Below are 18025 nucleotides of genomic sequence, written 5' to 3' on the forward strand. Positions count from 1 at the left end.
TTTTTGGCAAATCTTCCAACTCCCGAACCGACTTCAGATCTCATTGACCTGCGGTCTGTTTTGGCCGTGTTCAAGAGACGGCTCGTGCCGATGCTCGTCACGGGCGCCATAATCTTGGGATTGGTTCTGCTGTTCTACAGCCTCCAAAAGCCGAAATACGCTGCAACCGCTAGGGTGGCCGTCGAGCGACAGCAGACGGGTGAACTTGTATCTATCGATCGCAATACACCGAATCTGACGGCCGATTCCGGCACCGTAGACACCGAAGTGCAGGTCATTCAGTCGCCTGATATTGCCACCGCCGTCGTCGACAAGCTTAATCTGGCACAACGCCCCGGCTTTGGTTACCCTCAGGGCGATACCCCGGGCACTCCCCAGCAAGCCAAAGCGCGTGCGACCGAAGTCGTACGCAGGGGACTTGAAGTCCAGCGCGAGGGCGTCTCCTACGCCATCGGCGTGACCTATACGGCACTGGATCCGACGATTGCGGCTGACGTTGTGAACGCTACGATCGACGCCTATGTGAACGGCGGACGCAATGTGCGGTCGCAGCGCCGTGAGCAGGAAATCAAGCAGCTGGGCGATCGTCTGGGTCAACTGCGTAACGACGTGATGCAGGCGGAATCGGCCGTCGCGCGCTATCGTGCTGCGACCAATTTGACCGATTTGCAGAATAACAGTTCTGCCGCGCAGGCCGGCTTGTCGAGTTTGAGTTCTCAATTGGCGACCGCCAAGGCACAACAGGCGTCTGCACAAGCCCGCGCTGCCGCGGCGCAGGGCGGTGCTGCGGCACTTGAATCTCCCGTGTTACGCGAACTGCGCACCGAACAGGCAAAGCTGAGCACCCAATTGACCGATCTGACGGGTCGATATGGTGCAAACCATCCGGCCCGGACCGCCGTAGAGCGGCAGCTTGCGGAGATTAATGGCCTGGTTGCCAAGGAACTTGCACGGGTACGCGAAAGCAGCGCCGCTGAAGTCAACGCAGCATCGCAAGCCGCTTCCTCCATTCAGGGCTCTATCAACCAGACGCAAGGCAAGCTGATCGCCGGTAACAATGCGTCGGTGCGCCTGAATGAGCTTGAACGGAACGCGGAAAGTACGCGCGCGCTGTATCAGGCCTTCCTCGATCGCTATCGTCAGAATCTCGCTGCGCAGGGCACCGAGCGCAGCAATGCGTCGATCATGTCTCTGGCAACGGTTCCTGGCGCACCGATTTCTCCGAATTTTCAGGCGTTTCTGATCGGTGGCCTCATTGCAGCTGTGCTGCTTGCTCTGGGTGTAGCGCTGGTACTGGAATTTCTTGAGCAGGGTTTCCGGAGCCGCAAGGAACTTGAAGATACCTTGTATCTGCCAGCGCTTGGCGCCATTCCTGACCTCAAGTCCGTGAAGGAAGCACGGGGATCACGCGGGAGTCCGATCGAGATTTCCGATTATATCCTCGAAAATGAAGGGTCTCTGGTCGCAGAAGCCTATCGCAGCGTACGTGCGGCGCTGCGCATCGGACGCGAAGGGCAAATGGGCCGGTCCATAGCCGTAACATCGTCGCTCCCTGGCGAAGGTAAAACGACCGCGGCCTTGTGTCTTGCAAGATCGGTTGCGCGCTCTGGTCTCAAGGTTGTGATAATCGATTGCGACGTTCGCCGTCGCTCTGCAAGCCGCAATCTGGCCGACAAGGTAGATCTCGGAGCTATTGACGTCATCCAGAAGACGACCACTCTTGATCGTGCGCTCATGCTCGATCAAGCTTCCGGCGCATATATGCTTCTACAGCGCGCTGTCGCGCCGCAGGATTACGATTTGATCTCGTCGCGCGAAATGAAGTTGATCATCGATACGCTCACGCAGAAATTCGATCTTGTTGTCCTCGACACCGCCCCTGTTCTCCCCGTGGCTGACGCGCGGGCGATAGCGGCCATGGCCGATACGACGGTTCTGGTGGTGCACTGGCGCAAGACTGCAACGCAGGTCGTTGGAAGGACGCTGCGCGAGTTGGATCAGGCCGGCGCTAAGGTTGCAGGTACGGTTCTCTCTCAGGTGGATATCCGAAAGACCGCCATGGTTGGAAACGACGTCCATTATTATCGCCCGTATGAGCCCGCGGCAGGCTAAAGGGCATTTGGACATCTCCAACGTCGGTCGGCACGGTTTTACCGCTGCCGAGCGAGTTGGACCCCGGTTTCTCTACATCCACAGGAATCTGCGTGGTGAATTACGCAATGGCCGCAGCGGAGGCCGGGTTTCTTTCGTGACAAAGTCGGACGAGGTGTGAAGGTGCGTACGGCTCGAGGCAAGCAACGGCCGCTTGCGATCCTTTGCCTGAGCATGGCCGGTGGTGGCGCCGAACTTGCCGTCGCCCGGCTGGCGAACGGACTGTCTGCGCGGGGCCATAGCATCGATCTTGTTCTCTGGCGCAAGACAGGTCCGATATTGGACAAGGTCAACAGCGACGTTCGCGTCATTGCACTGGGCGGACGGCGTCCGTTTCTTCTGTTCAGGATTGCACGATACTTTCTGACGGAGAGGCCGCGTCTGGTTTTGAGCCACCAGACATTTCTCAATAGCCTGGCTGCTCTGGCGTTGCAGATGACCTTCAACAAGGCGCCGTTGCTTGCGACCGAGCATAATGCCTATACGCGGGCGATTGCGACGAAACGCAGCTGGATTCTGGGCGTATACAGACTAGCACCCTTGCTTTATCGCCGATGCGACATTGTTGCTGCAGTATCTTCGGGTGTCGCCCAGGACGCTCACAAGGCTTTGAAAGTGCCGTCGGCCAAGTTGCGGGTGGTGTATAATCCTGCTGTCTCGCCCATGGTCCATGAGCAGGCAGCCACAGCCTCTGCGCCCCATCCGTGGCTAGCCGATGCACAGGTTCCGGTGTTCATTTCGGTCAATCGGCTCGTGCCTCAAAAGAATCCGCAGCTTCTGCTAAGGGCCTTCGCGCAGGTTCGCAGGCATATGCCCTGTCGCCTCATTTTTCTTGGTGCAGGGCAGCTGGAAACGGAACTTGAAGGCCAGACACAAGCGCTAGGCATTGCCAAGGATGTTTATTTTGCGGGTTTTATGCCCAATCCCTATGCTTGGATTGTCAGAGCACATACGCTTGTTCTGGCATCGGACTTTGAGGGTTTTGCCATAGTGGTTGCCGAAGCGCTTGCGTTGGGCACCCGCGTCGTCAGCACAGATTGTGAATTCGGTCCGGCAGAAATTCTCAATGACGGTGAATATGGGAGGTTGGTTGCAGTCGGTGACGAGGATGCTCTGGCTGCAGCCATGAAGGCGGCGTTGGAAACACACGAAACGGGTTCGCAAGCCGATCTGCGAAAATCCCGCGGTGGCGTCTATAACGAGATAGCCTATCTCGACCGGTACGAGGCGATCATGAAGATGCTATTGGAAGGGGCTGCAACGTCCAGGTCATGAAAAATCCACAAAATGCCCTTGGCCCAAGTTGAACAGTGCCAGCGGAACACGCAGAGAACGTGATGTAACCGGGGCAGATTGCCGGGCAGTCAGGCTTTCGCGAGCCTGAGGAGGTCCGGGAGCGCCGGGACAACGGGGGCGCCGGCGACGGCGAAGCGATGGCCGAGGAACTGGTAGAACGACACCCCCAGCTTGCTGCATGTCTTGAGCAGCCCGAGCATGGTGTCCCGAGCGACTCTGCCATTTTCGCTGACGGTTCCACCGGAGATCTTGCGCTTGGTGACGACGGATCGTAAGCATCCGGTGAGAACCGCGGATCAGGCCGCTTGGCGTTGATCTTCGACCCAACTTGAACAGTGCTTTTGGAAAAGGCATTTTTGTTCAATGACATGCACGCACCGGCGCGAGTGTTACCACTACATTTTTGGGTTTTGTTGAGCTTGCAGAGGCTCAGGTTCGCGGCGGCAGTTCGCTGATATTGGCCGGCAGCGCGATGCCGGTTGCCTCGAAGACATTCCCCACCTGGCCCGAAACGTGGGTGCGGGTGGTAATGACCTTGCCGTCCTTTTCGATGGTGGCTTCCTGAAGGCGATCGAGATCGTTGAGGAGCGGCTGCCATTCGGGCTGCAAGCCCTTTTCCTGACACAAGCGGGTCAGTTCCTTGGCCAGCGTCAGAGCGAGGAACGAGACAAACACATGGCCGCGGATAGCGGCATCGGACTGATGGAAGATGGGACGGGTATCGAAGCTCGCCTTGGCAACCCGGAACAGGGCCTCGACCTGATGCGGATTGAACTAACCCGCTGACGCGGGAGCGAGGTGGGTATTGGCCGGAATGGCCTCCTGATGAGAAGGTTTGGTTGCTGGACCAACCCTCAACCAGGAGACCATCCCATGACAGATGCCACGACAGCGGTAAGTCCGCTGCGTCGTCGTATGATCGACGATATGAGCCTACGCAACCTATCGCCCGCCACGCAGCGATCGTACATCCATGCGGTCAAGCGGTTCAGTCGGTTTCACAAGCGATCACCCGATCAGCTTGGCCTCGAGGACGTTCGTGCTTTCCAAGTCTACCTCGTATCGCAGGGCGTTTCCTGGGGCGCTCTCAACCAGACGGTGTGTGCGCTTCGCTTCTTCTACGGCGTCACGCTCGATCGTGAGGAGATTCCGGAACGTATCGCCTACGCCCGTACGCCGCGCAAGCTGCCGGACATTCTGAGCGCTGACGAGGTCGTCCGGTTTCTCGAGGCGGTCCCCTCGCTTAAAGCCCGTGCCGCGTTAACGACAGCCTACGCCGCCGGGCTTCGAGCGTCCGAGACGATCGGCTTGAAGATCGCTGATATCGATAGCGACCGGATGCTGATCCAGGTCCGTCACGGCAAGGGTGGCAAGGATCGCGCAGTCATGCTTTCGCCTCAGCTTCTCGGGATACTGCGGACGTACTGGCGGCTTGCACGTCCAGAGATATGGCTGTTCCCTGGACGGGGCGACAAGCCGATCGACGTCCAGGTGCTCCATGCTGCCTGCCGATCCGCGACAAAGGCAGCAGGCCTCGTCAAGCGCGTCAGCGTCCATACTCTCAGGCACAGCTTCGCGACGCATCTGCTGGAAAGCGGCGTCGATATCCGGATTATCCAGGTGCTTTTGGGCCATAGCCACCTCTCGACGACGGCTCGCTATACCCATGTCGCGGCAACGACGATCTCGAAGACGCAAAGTCCGTTCGACCGACTGACGCTTGAGGTGGTGCCGCCCGCCTGATTAGTGGCAGTGCGTGCCGAACTGGAGGTGGCGGATATATTCCGGCGCCATGGTCAAGCTTATCGTCTCGCCCACGATGGCCATATTGGCCGCGTGGAACGCCGGGTCATGTCGGCTATCGAGCTCTGCCGAACGGCGGCACTTGGGGGACATCTTGAGGCGTGCGAAGACTGCAGTCATAGCCGCGCCGCGTATAATAGCTGTCGCAACCGACATTGCCCCAAGTGCCAGACCGCAACCCGCGAGCGGTGGCTAGCAGATCGCCAGGCCGATCTGTTGCCGGTGCCGTACTTCCACGTCGTGTTCACGGTGCCGTCGGAGGTGGCAGAGATCGCGTTCCACAACAAAGCTGTTGTCTATGCGATCCTGTTCGATGCGGTCGCGGCGACGCTGAAGACCATTGCTGCAGATTCACGGCACCTTGGTGGCGAGATCGGCTTCCTTGCCATTCTTCATACCTGGGGTCAGGCGCTCACCCATCATCCCCATATCCACTGTCTCGTTCCCGGCGGCGCACTGGTCGATGGCGAGCGCTGGCTCGCCTGTCGGCCTCGCTTCTTCCTGCCCGTCCACGTACTCTCTCGCCTGTTTCGGCGGCTATTTCTCGAACGGCTTCGGACCGCTCACGTTGCAGGCAGGCTCCGCTTCTCGGGCACGCTCACCGGGCTCGAAGATGCCGACACGTTCGCAATGTTAGTCCGTCAGCTTGGTCGCAAGGACTGGATCGTCTTCTCCAAGCCCCCATTTGGGTCGCCCGAGCATGTCCTCGCCTATCTCGGCCGCTACACGCACCGCGTCGCCATCGCCAACAGTCGTTTGGTCCGCGCCGACAATACCGGCGTCTCTTTCCGCTGGCGTGATTATCGGCACGGCAACGCGTCAAAGGTGATGTCGCTTACTCCAGACGAGTTTATTCGGCGCTTTCTGATCCACAGCCTGCCCGACGGCTTTCACCGTATCCGACATTATGGGTTTCTCGCTAACGGTTGCCGCAAGGCCCGGCTCGCGATGATCCGTCGGCTCCTGCCACCGCCGCAAGCCACCAACGCCGAGCCGGCAGTTATCGCCGCGATCAAGAGTCGAGCACGTTTCGACCCGACCATCTGTCCCTGCTGCGGTGGTGCGCTACGCATTGTCGCTGCCCTGCCACGGGTCAGCTACCGGTACGCTCAACCCTGTCCGGATACATCATGAACCCTCAGCGCATCCTCAGGCAGGCATATCTTGCGCTGGTGTCGATACCGACCGGCGCGACAGACTACCTATGTCCCCGAGCCATGATGCCGCTGGAACCGGGACCATCTGCGTCGTTCAACGGCGCCAACACATATCTAACGGCATCCAATGTCGTCATGTTCACCACGATCGCCGTCCACAGCAGCACGGCCGCATCCGTCGCCAAGCCGCCCGCACGCTACTAATCCCATAGCTGTGGCCCGCGTCAGCGGGTTAGCTCAATCCGGCTTCAATGAGGTCGCGCACGGTGCCATGACGCCCGCGTTCCGCCGCGCGACCTCACAGAAACCTCCAGATTCCGATGATCCCGCGCAGGGATTCCGAGGCGAAGCCGCGCAGCATTCCGACCTGATCTCGCGCACTTTGTCAGAGCCGTAAACGACGTATTTTATTTTCACGGTATCGGGGTTTGGTCAAGCCAGCTTTGGTTGTGGGCGCCTCTGGGATTCGCCTTCGAGAGTGATGCGGTGCGCGTTGTGAACAAGGCGGTCCAGGATCGCGTCCGCGTAGGTGTTGTCCCCGATCAGGGCATGCCAACTGGCTATAGGAAGTTGGCTGGTTACCAGAGTTGATCGGTTGCCATAACGATCCTCGAGGATTTCGAGCAGATGGTGGCGGGCATTGGCGTTGAGCGGTTCAAGTCCCCAGTCATCCAGGATGAGCAGGTCAACGCGCGCAAGACTTTTCAAGCGTGCCGCGATCCGTCCATCGCCGCGCGCGACGCTCAGCTCGTCAAGCAGCTTGCCGAGCCGAACATACAGGACAGACATGTTGTCTCGGCACGCCTTGTGGCCAATGGCGCAGGACAACCAGCTTTTTCCGGTGCCCGTCGGGCCTGTAATGACCAGATTGTCGTGGCCATTGATCCAGTCGCCCTTGAGAAGCGTCTCCATGAACCGGCGATCGAGTCCGCGCGATGTGCGGTAATCAATATCTTCGGGAACGGCGCGATGACGCAGTTTTGCATGGCGTAGTCGCATGGCCATGCGTTTGTCCTGCCGCCAGCTGAGTTCATGGTCGAGGATCACCCCAAGCCACTCTGCGTGGCTGAGCGTTGCCGCGTCGGGATTTTCCGCCATCGTACCGAACGCCTTGGCCATGCCATGGAGCCCGAGGTGGTTGAGTTGATCGAGTGTGGGATGTGTCAGCATCGATATGTCCTTCAATGATAGTAGCTCGAGCCCCGGATATTGCCGTGCTCGATTGGCTGATGGTCGCCGGGCGCCGGCGACAGCGGTTGCCCCTCAAGACCTTTTTCAAGGATGGACTTGAGCGAGGGGAAGTTGCGCGACCCGATCTCGAGGGCGCGCTGCGCTGCTGCCTCAAGCCGTGCGGCGCCAAAGCGCTTCTCAAGCCCAAGGATGCCCTTGCACGAGCGGAAGCCCTGTTCGGGGTGGGGGCGATCCTCCAGGATCTTTTCGCACAGCAGCTGTGCACAAGGTCCGATGCGGGCACTCTCGGCGAGGATTTTCTCCAGCGTCCAGTCAGCATAACGGCGGTGCGCGGAAGCCATATGATCAGGCACCGTCGTATGCCGGCCATTGCCGCTGCCACGCATGTGGGCCGCGATACGCTCGCCGTTGAGGAAGATCTCAACCGTGCGTGCCGTCAGGCGCGCTTCAACGGGTTTACGCGCGAACCGGTGCGGCACCGAGTAAAAATGATGCTCAACTTCAACATGATAGTCGATGCCGACACGCCGCGCGCGCCATTCAGCAAAGACATACGGCTCGGCGGGCAACGGTGTGAGAAGCGGCGCATCGAGCGCTTCGAACAGTTGCCGCCGCGTCTGGCCAAAATGGCGCAGAACCCGCTCGTCATTGAGCCGTGCAATCAGCAACGCAATCGCCGCATTTAACTCGGCAAGGCTATAGAAGATCACATTGCGCAACCGGCCAAACAGCCATCGTTCGACGATGCCTACGCACGCTTCCACCTTCGCTTTATCACGCGGCCGACGCGGTCGCGTTGGGAGGCAGGCGGCACCGTAATGACGCGCCAGATCCGCATAGCTGCGGTTGACCTGCGGATCATAAAGGCATGCCTTGATTACCGCGACCTTGGCGTTATCGGGCACCAGCAAACGCGGCGCACCGCCAAACGCTGCAAAGGCTCGGACATGCGCATCGGTCCAGTCCGCCAGCGTCTCGCTCCACGTAGCACACGCAAACGACAGGCTGGACGCCCCCATCACCGCGACGAAGATATGCGCCTCACGGGTCTCGCCCGTTAGACGATCGACGACCACCGGCTGCTTGTCGCCGGCATAATCAACGAACACCTTGTCCCCAGCCTGATGCGTCTGGCGCATCGTGACCGGCAGCCGCCCCTCCCACCCACGATATAAATCGCAAAAGCGGCTGTATCGATAGCCCTTGGGATGAGCTTCGATATATTCTTCCCACAAAGTCTGAAGCGTCACGTATTTGCGCTTCAGTTCGCGGTGCACCATTGCCCAGTCCGGTTCGGGCAGCTTGCGCTGACCTGGCTTGCGCCCCGCCAGGCCGTATAACTTGTGCTCCAGCTCGGCGTTGCTCAGCTCCGCGGCCACCGGCCATGTCAGGCCAGCACTCTCGAACCGCTTCACCATGTCCCGCATCGTAGATTCCGCGATGCCCGCGAGCCGGGCCGTCGCCCGCATTCCAAGCCCCGCCTCGCGGTGGAGCCTCATCAGTTCGCGCACCTGGCGCATATCCATTCTCCTCGTCGGCATCGGCGTCTCCTTCCGCAGAAGAAAACACCACTCATCGACAAGGCTCTGACAATCCCTACCTGCGCGGCATCAGCTCGGAATGCTGCGCGGATATTAATCGGAACGCTGCGCGGACTTTAATCGGAACACTGCGCGGCATCACGTCGGAATACTGCGCGCGATGAGCCCGGAATCCGCAACCTGAAGCGTACGCATCCGATAGCCGCCGCGAGTTGTCGCGGTGCGGGGGTTTAGGCGGCGATTTCTTCGGCGGCCTGCTGCTGAGCAGCTTTCCAATGCCAAGGGAGGAGTTCGTGAAGGCGCTTCTGTGGGATGTCGGCGATCCGGGCGAGGACGTCGGTGAACCAGGCGAGCGGATCAACGTCGTTGAGCCGAGCCGTGCCGAACAGGCTGAACATCATCGCGGCGCGCTGGCCGCCGCGGTCTGAGCCCACAAACAACCAGGCTTTTCTTCCCCGGGCAACGCTGCGCAGCTGGCGTTCCGCGGCGTTGTTCGAGAGGCAGATCCGGCCATCGGCGAGGAATGTGGTGAAGCCCGCCCAGTCGTTCTGAAGGTAGGCGATGGCCTTGGCCACGGCATCGTGACGAGAGAGCTTGCTGCGCGTCTCGCGCATCCAGGCCTCCAGTTCGGTAACGATCGGAGCCGACAGTTCCTGGCGAACGGCCAGGCGCTCGGCGGCAGGCTTGCCGTTGATGTCGCGCTCGATGGCAAAGAGCCGGTCGATGATCTCGAGCGCCTCGGTCGCCAGCGGCGAGATGAGCGGCGCGGTGCCCTTTTTCTTGTTGCGCTTGAGCTGCTGCCGGATGTCGACGAGCTTGAAGAATTCCCGGCGTGCATGAACCCAGCAATTTGCGCGCGTCATGGGCTTATCCGCCCAGCCTTCCGCGAACAGGGCATTGAAGCCGGCATATCTGTCGACCTGGAGAATACCGGTATAGCCGGCCAGGTGGGCGCGCGGATGCTCGCCCCTGCGATCGCTGGAGTAGTAGCACAGCGCCACTGGCGGCGCCGGGCCGCCGAACGGGCGATCGTCGCGCACATAGTCCCATATCCGCGCCACGCTGGTTTTCAGTTTGGCCAGAAGTGGAACGGTGGTGTCGTCGGCATGCAGGCGGTCAGCGGCGAGCCCATGAGCCTCCAGCAGCAGGAACAGGGGTTTCACCGCCACGCAGATCGCGCCGATCTGATCCGCGAGCGTCGAGAGGCTCAAGGGGATGCCTTCGGCCTCGAGCCGATCACGCTGGCTATTGAGGGGCTGGTGCAGACCGTACTTCTGGAAGGCCAGGTTTGCCAGGAAGTGCGGCCCGAACATCCCGCGCGGCGTCACGTGGAAGGGTGCCGGTGGCTGGCTGATCTTCTCGCACTTACGGCACGAGACCTTTTCCCGGACCGTCTGGATCACCTTGTGGCGAGCGGGAACTCTCTCGAGCGTTTCGGTGATCGCCGGGGGCAGATGGCTCAGATCGTCCGAGCCGCAGCACGGGCAGAGTTCTGGCGCCGGGATAACGACCTTCTCGCGCGGCACGTCGGCCGGGAAGTCGCGGCGGGTGGAACGCTTGCGGGTGAACGCTGCAACCGTGCTGGTCTTGTCGGCTGCAATTTGGCCAAGCAGTTCGGCCTCGCTGGCATTGGCCTCGAGTTCCTCGAAGGTGAGTTCGAGCTGACCCAGCAGACGCCGGCTGCGCTCGGAACTCGCGCCGTATTTGTCGCGGCGCATCGTCTCGTTCATCAGTTCGAGGTGGGCGTTGCGGGCCAGCAGATCAGCGTTGATCGCCCAAACTTTCGCGACCTCGGCCTCGGCTACGAACAGCTTTACCTGGGCCTGCTCGGCCCGCTCCCGAACGACGGCAACCTCAGCGCGAAGCTGGACGAGCTCGTCGGATGGGTCGCTTGCGGCCATGCTCTTTTATAGCACGAACTTGCCGAAAACCCCAGGATTTAAGCCAGTTTTCCCGCATATTTTTCCCGCCAAGGTGCCTGGACAGGCGGGATTTCTCTCACCTTGATTGACGCTGGGGATCAGCCGACCTGCGTCGGGCGCCAGGTCTCCTGGGGGTTACGCCAGTCTATGCCCTCGAGCAGGCAGGCCATCGCTGAAGCCGAGATCGCGACCGTTCCGTCCTTTGCGGCGGGCCACACAAAATGCGCGGCGACAACTACGATGGCCGGTTGAGCGGCGACTATGATGGCCGGTAGGATCGGTTGTCTGGTCTGATCGTAGGGAGGGGCGCAGCCCCGACCGGAGAGCGGACCAGACAACCGGTGGCGATCTTTTTCCCCTTCTTTCGGGGGGCAGATCGGGGCTGTGGCGGGCGGTGGTATCGGAACACTCATCGAACAACGAGCGATGGGTTTGCGATGCCGGGCCACCACATTTCCGATCAGCAGGTATTTCTCTTCATGACCCATCGTCGCCAACACACCCAGGCCGTCGCGGCTGCCAAGGCCGGTATCAGCGAACGCAGCGCACGCCGGATCGAGAACGATCCGCAGCTTCCGTCCCAGAAGAAGAAGGAGCGCCACTGGCGCACCCGCGCCGATCCGCTCGAGCCATTCTGGCCACGTATAGAGGAGTTGCTCCAGATCGACGGTATCATTGCCGTCACGGTCTTCGAGACGCTCCAGGACGAGTTCGGCGAGGATGCTGTTCCCGATGCGATACGACGAACACTGGAACGCCGGATCGCCCGCTGGCGGGCACTGCACGGCGGCGAGAAGGAGATCTTCTTCCCGCAGCATCATGAGCCCGGTCGGCAGGGCCTGTCGGATTTCACGGTATGCGACAGTCTCAAGGTCACTGTTGCCGGCGAGACCCTGGCCTATCGCCTCTACCACTTCCGCTTGGCGGCGAGTGGCTGGGAGCATGCGGCTGTCGTGCTGGGCGGGGAGAGCTTTGCCGCCCTTTCGGAGCACCTGCAGGATGCGTTGTGGAAGCTGGGCGGTGCGCCGGCCGAACACCGCAGCGATTCCCTGTCAGCCGCCTACAAAAACCTCGACGCCGATGCGCAGCGGGATTTCACCCGAAGCTATGACGAGCTGTGTCGTCATTACCGCATGCTTGCTACCCGCAACAACCGCGGCGAGGCGCACGAGAACGGATCGATCGAAGGTCCCCATGCCCATCTCAAGCGACGGCTCGATCAGGCCTTACGCCGGCGGGGCAGCCGCGATTTCGTCAGCATCGAGGCCTGGCGCGAGTTCGTTGAGGCGCAGGTCGCCAGACAGAACCGGCGGCATGCTGCGCGCATCGATGCAGAACGCAGGGTACTCAAGGCGCTGCCCGCAAGGCGAACCACCGATTTCGCCATGGTCACCGTCGATGTCACCCGCAACGGCACCGTCGCCATCGATCGGGTTACCTATTCGGTGCCTTCCCGCCTCGTCGGACGGCGCCTCAACGCGCATCTCTTTGACGATCGCATCGAGCTCTTCCTCGGCCCGGACAGGGTAATGTCCACGCCGCGTGTGCGGATCAGTCATCCCCACCGGGGGCATAGCATCGATTTCCGGCACATGATCGGTAACCTGCGCCGCAAGCCCGGTGCACTGCGCAACCTCGTCTACCGCGAAGCCCTCTTCCCCGATCACGCCTACCGGCGGGCCTGGCAAGCCTTCGATGCCCAACTCGATGGACGGCAGGCCTGCCGCGATGCCGTCGCGCTGCTCGATATCGCCGCCAGGGGCGACTGTGTCGACGTGCTGGCCCGGCGGATCGATGAGGCTCTCGACAGCGGGCGCTTGCCCGATGTCGATGCGCTCAGGGACGAGTTCCTGCCAACCGCAAGATCGCAGCGCGATGTCGCTATCCCGCCACCCGATCTGCACAGCTACAACAGCCTGATCGCCAGCGGGGAGGTGCACTGATGACCCGCACCAAGGATCAGGCCGCCGCCGTACTGCCTACCCTGCTGAAGGCCTTGCGCCTGCCGAGCATCAACCGCAACTGGAAGCGCCTCACCGACACCGCCGATCGCGATGGCTGGCCGGCCGCCAACCTGCTGGCCTCGCTTCTCGAGATCGAGATGGCTGATCGCTCCTCCCGGCGCATCCAGCGCCATCGCGACCAGTCCGGCTTGCCCGCAGGCAAGACCTTCGCCACCTTCGATTTCGACGCCGCCCCCGGCATCCGCAAACCGCACCTCTTGTCCCTCGCCGCCGGTGACGACTGGATCGAGAACGGCGGCAACCTGCTGCTGTTCGGCCAGAGCGGGACCGGCAAGACGCACGCAGTTGCCGCCATTGGCCATGCCCTCATCGACACGGGGCGGCGCGTCCTGTTCTGCTCCACCACCGACATGGTCCAGAAGCTCCAGTCCGCGCGCCGCGACCTCAGCCTGCCCGCCATGCTCGACAAGCTCGACAAGTTCGATCTCATCGTGCTCGACGATCTGTCCTACGTCCGCAAGGACCAGGTCGAGACCAGCGCCTTGTTCGAGCTCATCGCCCACCGCTACGAACGCCACTCGCTCGCCATTACCGCCAACCAGCCATTTTCGGCATGGGACAACGTCTTCCCTGATCCCGCCATGACTGTCGCCGCGATCGACCGCCTCGTGCACCACTCGACCATCATCGAGATGAACGGCGAAAGCTACCGCAAGCGTTCCGCCGTCGCCCGCATCAACGCCGGCGATTACGACCCGCCCAATGGCGCCCCGGACCGGCCATCATAATTGTCGCTGGCTTCGCGCTCGGGAGCACCCTTGCTGAGGCAACGGGTAATTGTCGCCAGCGGCAATTACATGCCAACCATCCCATGCGCTTCAAACCCTCGCTTCCGGCCAGCGCCAGCGACAATTACCCAGCGTCGTAATTGTCGCTCGACGGTTGCTCCTCGCAACAGCAAATGGTAGCCAGAATTCACCAACCGGCGCGGCCACCTATCGGCCATCAAAATTGACGCCGACCGGACTCCGTAATCGTCGCGCTACACAAAACGTCCTTTTTCCAGACGTTTTGCGTATAAGGACATCCCGAGGCCGTCATGCCACAGAATTTTGCAAAGCGACCCGCTCCGGCCCCGGAAGACATAAAGGTCACCAGCATGGACGTCCTTGTTCAGCGACTGCTGAACCTGCAAGGCCAGCGACCTCATTCCCCGGCGCATGTCTGTATGCCCTAGCGCGAGCCAGACCTTACCGCCGCTCGGGACCGGGATCATCGGATCAGCGCCTTCAGAACAGCAGCGGCCACATCCGGCGGCGCCGAGGCGAAGATGTTCACGCGTCGCCCGCCAGGCAAATCCACCACAACAGCTGGCGCAGATGACAACTGGTTGCCGCCTGCCTCGTCAAGCACGACAGCTTCGACGAAGCCGACCTCCGCCGGCGACGCAGCGGCCTGCACTTCAGCTTTGCGGCGCCAAGTGTAAACCAACGCCGTCGATACATCATACTGCCGGGCTATCCGTGCTACGCAGGCACCCGGTGAGAATGCCTCGGACAGAATCTTCGCCCGCTCGTCCTCACGCCAGCGTCGCCGACGCTCAGGCCCGCCGAAAACCGTAATCTGACCCACAAAACCGCTCCTACGACCGCTCTCAAGAGCGAACTTAAGAGCGGTCCATCACGCCCGGGGGAAGGCGACTCTCAACGGAGGCGTACCCTGAAGCAGGTCACGGTAGCGGATGACGGCCTGCAGCGGGGTGATCCGGGCATTGGTGCGCAGCACGCTGATGCCGTCGTAGCGCGCCTCGTCGGCAAGCTTTCCCATGTCGATCTCGAAGGTCTTGCCGCTGGCCTTGAGATAGCGGCGATAGGCTGAGTTACCGACCATTGAAAGGTTCTGTCGGCGCTTACCATCGATCAGCCATGGCGCATCATGTCCATCGGCTTGCGCCACTGGGCACATGGGTTCTGATTAATGGGACTTGGTATTAGCAGCAGGTTAACCTTAGATATAAACCATGTTGCCAGATTTACGCAATAATCTGGGCGCTATGGAATCATTACATGCCTATCAAGCCGCTGCCCATGCAATGACTGAACTTGCAGGATCTGACACATTCGCTCATGTCCATGCGGGATTGGCGATTTATGTGATCGTGCAGTTTATTCTGCGCACCAGGCGGGCGTCCCTGCTTGCCCTCCAACTTGTGTGCGCAGCCGAGTTGGCAAATGAATGCATAAACAGGTTGCAATACGGATCCTGGCGCCTTGACGATACTATCGTTGACATTGTCGCGACGATATTCTGGCCGTTTGTTCTGTATACAATGAGTAGATATCGCCGCCATCGCTGGGCGTCCGATCAACGGCGTGCAGCCCGTTTTCATGCTTGGATCGAGCGAGGACGTCGTTATCGAAAAGCGTACGGCGCAGCACTCACGGTGCGTCCGCCAGCATGTCAGCGCGCACTACCATAAAAGCGTAAATAATCGGCAGGAGCGAGCCTGGCCTCAGACGCATGTTGCGTGCCTTGATACACAGCTTTTCCGTTGTCATGGAACATCTGCAACACGTTGCTTGAAGGCCTGCCTGGCTTGGATAATATCACGTTATGTCCGGTAGCAATTTGGGCGAAAGCATTTCTGGGATCTTGCGGATTTCCCGAATTGAACTGAAAATTCAATACAGCGACAGACGTCTGCGGCACGGGATACTGGTCCGTGCCGTCGTTCAAAAGGGTGTTGCCTGAAAACTCAAAACGACGAAAATCGAAGGATCGAGCAAAAGGCGACAGGTTCCAAAAGTTGATCAGAAAGAACCTTGGATACTGGTCGACGGCAATGTTCTCAAAACTGTTGCCTTGAATACGAACGCCTTGTTGGTGGTTAGTAAAACGCAACAGGCCTGCTTTTGGTCCCGCCGTAACCGCCAGTCCGCCTTTCTTGTTTTTCCAGTTTCGAAATAAATTATCTGCAACCGTAAGATCGGACGCAAGTTCGTCCACCTTTACCCACGGTGTGCCAACAGGGCCGTCGATAAAGATGTTACCGCTTATGATTGCGGGCTCGGCCGGACGGCCATCGATAGGCATATTATAGGGCCCAGGATTCTTGAAAAGCAGACAGGCGGCCTCTGACCCTTCGCTGTTCGTCCCAGCATTGACATAGCCGGCACCAAAGTTCTCGAAGTAATTTGCAATGACACTAAAGCCGCGCAGTTTGCCGTAGATAATGTTACAATCCTGTGCACCGGCAAGGCCGATCAAGTGGCTCACATGATTGTAAGCAAAGCGGATGATCTTCGAAGCGCTCGTGACCTGCCAGCCATTTCGAACATCGGCCAAGACCGCACAGTTTACAGTGTCGTTTGCATTAAGGCTCTCTACGTTGTCGACCTTGTTGTTCTCAATCAAAGCCGTATTACCCGTACGATGATACCGCATCATGACCGGGCTGTTCGTGCCGATGAGACACGCCGTATTATATGCCGAGAGACTTGATCCGGCAGGCAGCTGGCTACTGGCACGCCCCCTAGCCGGCGGACGTTTCGATGAGCAATCATGCCAGTGGTTATTGGCGAAATATATGTCGCTCCAGCGAGTCACTAGCGCGCCAACCCCTCCCCATGTGCCTGCGAGATCGTTTCTGCAGAAAACAACTGGGCCCAGCTGCGACACATCCAGAATAGCACCATAGCCAAGATCTGTGTCGGTAAACGTGCAATGACTGATATCTACCGCCGGCGTCTGCACGTCGCTTTCAAAAGTGCCGTTTCCTTCGAGTTCAATTTCGACAAAAGCCTGGCTGCGATGATCGACCGCCAAGATGAACACCTTGTCTTTACGAAATTGTGCCTTATAGCCTGTGCGGTCGGACTGTGCGTTGATGGCTGCGACAACCGCCTGTACTGTGGAACAGCGAACGCCGGAAAACAAAGATACCGTTTCGAGGACTGACTGCCATACGAGATCTTCAAAATAACTGGCATTCTGCCGATTGGCCTTGGCCGTCGTTCTGGCTATCTGGCGCCGCACGCTTATCGCGTCGATAGAAAATTGCCCCAATGGCATAATCCGACCCAACCGGCGCGTATGAAAGCCAAACGCCGCGCCATCCTCGCTCGCGTTGAGACTTTTGTACACCGATTCAGTAGATGTATGATAAGGTTCAGGATCGATTTTCCCTTCGGCACTCTCGCGCAAGGGTAGCGCAGGAAATGTTGTACCTACTGCGCAGTTGAAACCATCGAAGTTTATGCCGCGGATGACTACATCATCGATATAGGTGTGAAGCCAACAGTGGCGCGTTCCTTCCTCACGCCCGGTCCAGCGTAACCGAACATTTTCCTTACCCGCTCCATACAGGCCGCGGTAAATGTAGCACCGACGGAGCGTCTTGGCCGTCACGGGGGTTTCGATCGCTCCAGCGACGTCGAGGCGATTGCACGCATCGATCCAGTCTTCAAGCGAGGCGAAGGGCTGACCGTCATTTCCTGCCTCAAAGGCAAGAGCATTCGACGGGATCGCGCCCGATGCCTTTCCTGCATGGACAGTGTCAGGCCGGATCCAGCGCGGCACATAAGGGGGGGTCCGTTTCAGGCCGTAATCCCAGCGGGTCACTGACACCATGGCCTCTTGGTCGCTGACACGACGAAATGCGGCAACCCCACCGGCCATTAACAGTCCCAGAGGCAACAGTATACGCGCTTCACGGCCAGAATAGCGCCGCGTCCGCTCCGTCCCGACTGATGGAAGCGACGAGCCAGCGCTGATATCCCAATGGGGTGGTCGCTTATCCAATCCTACCTCCAAAAGCATCGCCCTTTGTGTCCGGCAAGCAAACAGTCAGGCATGGAACTGACATCCCCTCATGGCGAATGGCGCTCGCCACTTTGTGACCGTATGTGTTCTGCAAGCCATTCCCTTGTTTGCGACTAATTGACGATTCTGTGTATCCGCCAGCAAATCTCCCTGCAACTTGCAATGCCACTGGCAGCGAT

16 protein-coding genes are annotated in these 18025 nt (G+C 59.8%); 7 read left to right on the top strand and 9 right to left on the bottom strand.

Annotated features, from left to right (window positions below; genetic code table 11):
• Nucleotides 1-3: 3 nt before the first annotated feature.
• Nucleotides 4-2112: a GumC family protein gene (locus SPBM01_RS16815; protein ID WP_188062714.1), complete on the top strand. Its 2109-nt coding sequence runs from the start codon at nt 4-6 to the stop codon at nt 2110-2112.
• Between the two features lie 156 nt (nt 2113-2268).
• Nucleotides 2269-3426, top strand: a complete 1158-nt coding sequence (locus tag SPBM01_RS16820; RefSeq protein ID WP_223177719.1) for a glycosyltransferase — start codon at nt 2269-2271, stop codon at nt 3424-3426.
• Between the two features lie 89 nt (nt 3427-3515).
• On the opposite strand, the gene SPBM01_RS22000 is transcribed toward SPBM01_RS16820, so the two are convergent.
• Together SPBM01_RS22000 and SPBM01_RS16825 are read right to left on the bottom strand one after the other, a co-directional pair.
• Nucleotides 3516-3647: a hypothetical protein gene (locus SPBM01_RS22000; RefSeq protein WP_262504236.1), complete on the bottom strand. Its 132-nt coding sequence runs from the start codon at nt 3645-3647 to the stop codon at nt 3516-3518.
• Nucleotides 3648-3876: 229 nt separating this feature from the next.
• Nucleotides 3877-4122, bottom strand: coding sequence for a hypothetical protein (locus tag SPBM01_RS16825; protein ID WP_262504237.1), 246 nt, complete (start codon nt 4120-4122; stop codon nt 3877-3879).
• Nucleotides 4123-4320: 198 nt separating this feature from the next.
• Between SPBM01_RS16825 and SPBM01_RS16830 the strand changes: the two genes are divergently transcribed.
• Genes SPBM01_RS16830 through SPBM01_RS21790 form a run of 3 tightly spaced genes read left to right on the top strand, consistent with a single transcriptional unit; the run spans nt 4321 to nt 6611 of the window.
• Nucleotides 4321-5190: a tyrosine-type recombinase/integrase gene (locus SPBM01_RS16830; RefSeq protein WP_217674977.1), complete on the top strand. Its 870-nt coding sequence runs from the start codon at nt 4321-4323 to the stop codon at nt 5188-5190.
• A 9-nt stretch (nt 5191-5199) separates the two neighbouring features.
• Complete coding sequence (locus tag SPBM01_RS16835) at nt 5200-6384, top strand: IS91 family transposase (RefSeq protein ID WP_188062716.1); 1185 nt, start codon at nt 5200-5202, stop codon at nt 6382-6384.
• Nucleotides 6381-6611: a hypothetical protein gene (locus SPBM01_RS21790; RefSeq protein ID WP_223177720.1), complete on the top strand. Its 231-nt coding sequence runs from the start codon at nt 6381-6383 to the stop codon at nt 6609-6611. Before SPBM01_RS16835 ends, SPBM01_RS21790 begins: the two co-directional genes overlap by 4 nt.
• A 228-nt stretch (nt 6612-6839) precedes the next feature.
• Here SPBM01_RS21790 and istB (SPBM01_RS16845) read toward each other — a convergent pair whose 3' ends face one another.
• The 3 genes from istB (SPBM01_RS16845) to tnpC form a co-directional block, all read right to left on the bottom strand.
• On the bottom strand, nt 6840-7577 hold the full coding sequence (istB, locus tag SPBM01_RS16845; RefSeq protein WP_188062685.1) for an IS21-like element helper ATPase IstB: 738 nt from the start codon (nt 7575-7577) through the stop codon (nt 6840-6842).
• An 11-nt stretch (nt 7578-7588) separates the two neighbouring features.
• The gene (gene istA / locus SPBM01_RS16850; RefSeq protein ID WP_188062684.1) at nt 7589-9118 is read right to left on the bottom strand and encodes an IS21 family transposase; all 1530 of its coding nucleotides are present in this window, start codon (nt 9116-9118) and stop codon (nt 7589-7591) included.
• A 251-nt stretch (nt 9119-9369) separates the two neighbouring features.
• The gene (gene tnpC, locus SPBM01_RS16855) at nt 9370-11040 is read right to left on the bottom strand and encodes an IS66 family transposase (RefSeq protein WP_188062718.1); all 1671 of its coding nucleotides are present in this window, start codon (nt 11038-11040) and stop codon (nt 9370-9372) included.
• A gap of 500 nt (nt 11041-11540) precedes the next feature.
• Here tnpC and istA (SPBM01_RS16865) point away from each other — a divergent pair, with 500 nt between their 5' ends.
• Nucleotides 11541-13004: an IS21 family transposase gene (istA, locus tag SPBM01_RS16865; RefSeq protein WP_188062689.1), complete on the top strand. Its 1464-nt coding sequence runs from the start codon at nt 11541-11543 to the stop codon at nt 13002-13004.
• Nucleotides 13004-13813, top strand: a complete 810-nt coding sequence (gene istB / locus SPBM01_RS16870) for an IS21-like element helper ATPase IstB (protein WP_007686496.1) — start codon at nt 13004-13006, stop codon at nt 13811-13813. Before istA (SPBM01_RS16865) ends, istB (SPBM01_RS16870) begins: the two co-directional genes overlap by 1 nt.
• A gap of 254 nt (nt 13814-14067) precedes the next feature.
• On the opposite strand, the gene tnpB is transcribed toward istB (SPBM01_RS16870), so the two are convergent.
• From tnpB to SPBM01_RS16890, 4 genes are all read right to left on the bottom strand, one after another.
• Nucleotides 14068-14301 (bottom strand): IS66 family insertion sequence element accessory protein TnpB, encoded by a 234-nt coding sequence (tnpB, locus tag SPBM01_RS22235; RefSeq protein WP_188062690.1) that lies wholly within the window; start codon nt 14299-14301, stop codon nt 14068-14070.
• Nucleotides 14298-14657 (bottom strand): IS66-like element accessory protein TnpA, encoded by a 360-nt coding sequence (tnpA, locus tag SPBM01_RS16880; protein WP_188062691.1) that lies wholly within the window; start codon nt 14655-14657, stop codon nt 14298-14300. The genes tnpB and tnpA overlap by 4 nt, the downstream gene beginning before the upstream one ends.
• Nucleotides 14658-14705: 48 nt before the next feature.
• A complete protein-coding gene (locus tag SPBM01_RS16885) occupies nt 14706-14981 on the bottom strand; it encodes a hypothetical protein (RefSeq protein WP_262504238.1) in 276 nt (91 codons plus the stop codon).
• A 504-nt stretch (nt 14982-15485) separates the two neighbouring features.
• On the bottom strand, nt 15486-17702 hold the full coding sequence (locus SPBM01_RS16890) for a hypothetical protein (protein ID WP_188062720.1): 2217 nt from the start codon (nt 17700-17702) through the stop codon (nt 15486-15488).
• Nucleotides 17703-18025: the final 323 nt, after the last annotated feature.

This window comes from Sphingobium sp. KCTC 72723, from assembly GCF_014280435.1.
Classification (GTDB): domain Bacteria; phylum Pseudomonadota; class Alphaproteobacteria; order Sphingomonadales; family Sphingomonadaceae; genus Sphingobium.